Raw genomic sequence first — 4689 nt, 5'->3', positions numbered from 1 at the left:
GAATGTTCGACTTGGCAAAGAACTCGCCGAGCAGCTTGGCGCCGTTGCCGTGCCGGATCCACGCATCCATCTGGCGGTTGGTCATTCCGAAGGGAACGGCTGTCTCCAGCGCGTAGGTCGGATCCTTGCCAAAGAAGTAGTACGACACCGTGTGACCCATCTCGACTGTACCATCCTTGACCGCGTCAAACACGGCCGGACCGGGAACGATTTCGCCGCCTGCGAAGACCTGGATCTGGAACTTCCCGCCGGTTGCCTCGGCGACCCGGCGGGCCATGTGTTCGGCGCCACCGTAGATCGTATCGAGGCTTTTCGGAAAGCTCGACGCCAGGCGCCACTTGATCGTTGGAGCATTCTGGGCAATCGCCGGCATGGCCAGGCTTCCGGCCGCCAGACCAACGCCGGCGTTTTTCAGGAACGAACGTCTTTCCACGATTTGTCTCCTTTAAGGTTGTTGTAGACGAGTTGCGCGCCGATTATAGCGAAATCAGTCGTGTATGGATAATGGTCTTGGCCTGTCCGGGGTTGAGCACGAGCCTCACCCAGCGTCAACCCGGTGCGTCTGCTCACCCGTCGGTGGTCGGATGGCGCGGAAAAAAGCAGGAAAGCGGTCGGAAAGCCTGACTGATCGAGCGTGTATCAGCCTACTTGCCGGCCACCTTCATCTGTTCGATGAGGAGCGAGCCGACCTGCTTCGAGCCTCTGATCAGCACGTCGTTGCCAACGGCCGCGACGTTCCGGAACATCTCGGTCAGGTTACCGGCAATGGTGATCTCCTCCACCGGGTAGGCAATCTCGCCATTTTCGACCCAGAAACCAGCCGCCCCGCGCGAATAGTCGCCGGTCACATAGTTCACGCCATGACCCAGCAGATCGGTCACCAGCAGACCGCGGTTCATCTTCTTGAGCAAGCCATGGAAGTCGCGCTTTCCTGATCGTACGATGAGGTTATGGCAACCGCCGGCGTTGCCGGTAGTCGGCAGACCCAGCTTGCGCCCACTGTAGGCGCTCAGGAAATAGCCCTGCAGCCGTCCACCCTCGACCACTTCGCGCTCGCGCGTTGCCACACCATCGCTGTCGAAATACGTGCTGGCCAGCGCTTTCGCCAGATGCGGCCGCTCGCTGATCTGTACCTTGCGGGAAAAGACGCGTTTGCCCAGCCGGTCGACCAGAAACGATGTTTTGCGATACAGGCTTCCGCCGCTCGCCGCATGCACGAAGTGGCCGATCAGCGAAGATGCCAGCGGCGCCTCGAAAAGGACTGGTACGCGGCAGGTTCTGATCTTGCGTGCGCCGAGGCGAGCCACCGCACGCCGCGCGGCCTGTTCCCCGATTGCTTCGGGAGATCCGATTGCCTGCGCCTCGCGTGCGATGGCGAACCACTCGTCACGCTGCATCTGTTCGCTCTTGCCAGCGATGACCGAACACGCCAGATAATGCCGGGACGTCGGAAAACCGCCAATGAAGCCCAGACTGTTGGCTGAGACGAACTGGCCTTCCTGGATCGACACCGTAGCACCTTCCGAATTGCTGATCTGCGGGCTGCAGGCGAAGGCTGCCTGCTCGCAGCGCTGCGCGAGTTCGACTGCGCCTTCGACCGAAAGCGACCACGGATGATGGAGGTCGAGCGATGGCAGGCGAGCGCAATCCATGGCCAGCAGCTCGCGTTCAGGCAGACCGGCGCAAGGATCGGGGGCAGTGAAGCGGGCAATGCTGAGCGCGGCGTCTACCGTTTCGCGCAGCGCCGTCGTAGAAAATACCGAGGTGCTCGCCTGACCCTTGCGCTGCCCGAGATACACGCTCAGCGAAATCGCCTTGTCGCGGTTGAACTCGATCGTTTCGACGGAACCGCAGCGGACAGTGACCGACTGTCCGAAACCGTCCGAAACGTCAACCTCGCAAGCGCTTGCTCCCTGCCGCTCGGCGTAGGCGAGAACGTCACGGGCAAGTTCCTGCAGCGTTGCGAAGGGGTAGCTGAAACGCGACTGGCGGCCAGCGGCCGTATTGGCATCGGACATGAGATCGTTGGCCGGCGGAGAAAGCCGTTATCATAGCAGTTCCCCCGGAGCGCTAGCGCCTCGCATCCTGCCGTCAGGCTTGCCTCCGGCCAGCTAAGAGAGGCAAGCACGCCGATGAATGCGCGCGAACAAGACCCAGTCCCGCTGTCGAAGACACGCCGCAAGCGGATGATGGAGGATCTGCAGGCGCTCGGTGAACAGCTCGTTGACCTGTCGGCCGAGCGCTTGCAGCGCATGCCACTGCCGGAAGACCTGCGTGCTGCTGTTGACGCGGCACGCGGAATGCAACGACACAATGACGCCCGGCGACGCCAGATGCAGTTCATTGGTCGCCTGATGCGGCAGGTCGATGCCGAACCGCTGCGCCAGGCGCTTGCCGTCGTGCGCGGTGAAGCGGCCTCGGAAGTCGCACGCCAGCAGCGAATTGAACAACTGCGCGCCGACATTCTGGCCGACGAGCGGACGCTGCAACGCATGGCCAACGAGTTCCCGGCGCTCGACCTGCAGCGCTTGCGTTCGCTGCGCCGTTCTGCCCTGCTCGAACAGGCGCAGGACAAGCCACCGCGCAGCTTCCGGGCCCTTTACCGCGAGTTGCGGGAACTGGCGCCCGCTGACCTGGAGACCGCGAATGACGAACACGACGAGCAACGGTGAATTGCTGATCGGACTTGTATCGATCAGTGACCGGGCATCACAGGGGGTATACCCGGATGAGGGACTTCCGGCCCTCGAAACGTGGCTGGCCAGCGCCCTGGCCAGCCCGTGGCGCTGCACGCGACACCTGATTCCCGACGATCGTCCGGCGATCGAACAAGTGTTGGTCGACCTCGTCGATCGCCAAGGCTGCCACCTCGTGCTGACCACGGGCGGCACCGGGCCGGCGAAGCGCGACCTCACACCGGAGGCGACCGTGGCCGTTGCCGACAAGGTCCTGCCAGGGTTTGGCGAGGAAATGCGGCGAATCAGCCGCTATTTCGTGCCGACCGCGCTCCTCTCACGGCAAGTCGCGGTAGTTCGCGGTCAGGCGCTGATCATCAACCTGCCCGGGCAGCCCAAGGCAATCCGGGAAACGCTCGAAGGCGTGCGGGCAGACGATGGGCGCATCATGGTCGAGGGCATTTTTGCTGCCGTTCCCTACTGCCTCGATCTGATCGGCGGCCCGTTCGTCGAAACCGTCGACCAGGTGGTCAAGGCCTTCCGGCCAAAATCCGCCGTGCGTGGCACCAAGCATTGACCCGGCGCCAGGCCACTGCTACCTAGCTCGACTCGTCGTTGAAGCGGGCGATTTCGTAGTCTGCGCCGCTTTCTTCCAGTTCAACCGGCAGCAGTCGGTGGACCGAGCCGCCATGCACGAACTCCAGGTTCTCGCGCACGTTGAAGCTGCCCAGCGGCAAGACGATGCGCGTCACGGCGAGCTCCCCGTCGACCGGCAACCAGATGCCCGGAATCGCGGTAGCGGCCGAAAAGCCGCTGCGCCGCGGCTGCAGCCGGATACTCAACGCCTGATTGGAAAGCAACTGGACGCCCAGACTGGCGCGCGCTCCGGGCAATCGATTGAAACGCCGCGCGACACCAAGCAACCAGGTCGCGCTGCCGTCCGCCCGGCCAACCAAGAGCCTGCCCAGACGCGCCGAGCCGCCCGAGTTGTCGGCAAAGCACGCCTGAAAACCGCCGACACTGACGTTCTCGACGACCCAGCTCTCGATCGTAGCCGCTTTCTCGGTCAATGCAGCAGCCGGCGCCAGACCCACAGCATAACAGTCCTCGAAACCGGTGAACACCGACATCCGCGTCTTCACCGCATGCCGCTTGTGTCGCCTGCGTGGCGGCTGTGCTGCCCAGTAGATGTGCAGATGACGCAGTACGGAGAGGACGGCACGCGCCGGGTATTCGCCCCCGAGATCGAGATCGGCCGGCAGTTCGCCCCGCTCCACCTTGTGCATCAGGTCATCAAGCGACTTCAGCGCGGCTCCCGCTGTGAAGAAGCGCAAGCCGGGTCGCGCATTTCCCGGGTGGCGAGCCAGACGGGTCGGCAAAGAGTCGGCCGCCGCGTCAAGCCAATACACACTGTCCTTGCGGCAATCGGTAGAGAGAACGAAGTTCGGCAGGAAGTGGGTAATCAGACGGTCGGCCAATTCGATCTGGGCAGGTGCCAGACTGTCCATCGAAGAGGCAAAGAAGACGATCGCGTGCAGGTACAGCTGACCGGTGCTGATCAGCCCGCGTTGCGACGGATAAAGCTGCAGCGGCTTTTGCGCGTGGCCGTTCGCTTCGGCTTCCAGGTAGATCTGCCCTAGCCGCCGCCAGACGTCCAGGTCTACCGGGCCATAGCGATAGGACAGCCACTTGATCTGCATGTAGTACGCCGCTTGCGCACGCGCCATGGCAAGCGGCAAGGAAGCCTTGAACGCTTCTGCGCCTTTCCCCTTGGAATCGATTCGGCTCTGTTCGACGCATCCGACATAGAGACCGGCAACCAACTGCCAATAGCCGGAATTTGTCGCCCACAGACGATCCTCCTCCAGCTTGGACAGCGGCTGCTTCGCCAAATAGTCGCGCGCCAGCCGGCGCAGATGCGGCTGCGCCGCGTCGTCGAGCTGACGAACGATGTCAAAATACTGGTCGAGACGGAACCCGGAACTCTTGCGCAGCGAATCGAACCAGTCCACGA

General features: G+C 63.0%; 5 protein-coding genes. 2 read left to right on the top strand and 3 right to left on the bottom strand.

Annotation, left to right across the window (positions count from 1 at the left end; all coding sequences use genetic code 11):
* Both RKP46_RS09905 and pmbA read right to left on the bottom strand, forming a co-directional pair.
* On the bottom strand, positions 1-433 hold a 433-nt coding region (locus tag RKP46_RS09905), incomplete at its 3' end, for a twin-arginine translocation signal domain-containing protein (RefSeq protein ID WP_311106493.1).
* A 211-nt stretch (positions 434-644) separates the two neighbouring features.
* Positions 645-2018 carry a metalloprotease PmbA gene (gene pmbA, locus RKP46_RS09900; RefSeq protein WP_311106492.1) on the bottom strand — a complete coding sequence of 458 codons (1374 nt, stop codon included), beginning with the start codon at positions 2016-2018 and terminating at the stop codon, positions 645-647.
* Positions 2019-2132: 114 nt separating this feature from the next.
* Here pmbA and yjgA point away from each other — a divergent pair, with 114 nt between their 5' ends.
* Both yjgA and mog read left to right on the top strand, forming a co-directional pair.
* Positions 2133-2672 carry a ribosome biogenesis factor YjgA gene (gene yjgA, locus RKP46_RS09895; protein ID WP_311106491.1) on the top strand — a complete coding sequence of 180 codons (540 nt, stop codon included), beginning with the start codon at positions 2133-2135 and terminating at the stop codon, positions 2670-2672.
* Positions 2647-3252: a molybdopterin adenylyltransferase gene (gene mog, locus RKP46_RS09890; RefSeq protein ID WP_311106490.1), complete on the top strand. Its 606-nt coding sequence runs from the start codon at positions 2647-2649 to the stop codon at positions 3250-3252. Before yjgA ends, mog begins: the two co-directional genes overlap by 26 nt.
* A 22-nt stretch (positions 3253-3274) precedes the next feature.
* Here mog and RKP46_RS09885 read toward each other — a convergent pair.
* On the bottom strand, positions 3275-4689 hold a 1415-nt coding region (locus RKP46_RS09885), incomplete at its 5' end, for a hypothetical protein (protein WP_311106489.1).

The sequence above is a fragment of the Accumulibacter sp. genome (genome assembly GCF_031732815.1).
GTDB lineage: Bacteria > Pseudomonadota > Gammaproteobacteria > Burkholderiales > Rhodocyclaceae > Accumulibacter.
The sequence above is the reverse complement of the archived record's forward strand: the minus strand, read 5'-3'. Positions and strand labels throughout refer to the sequence as shown.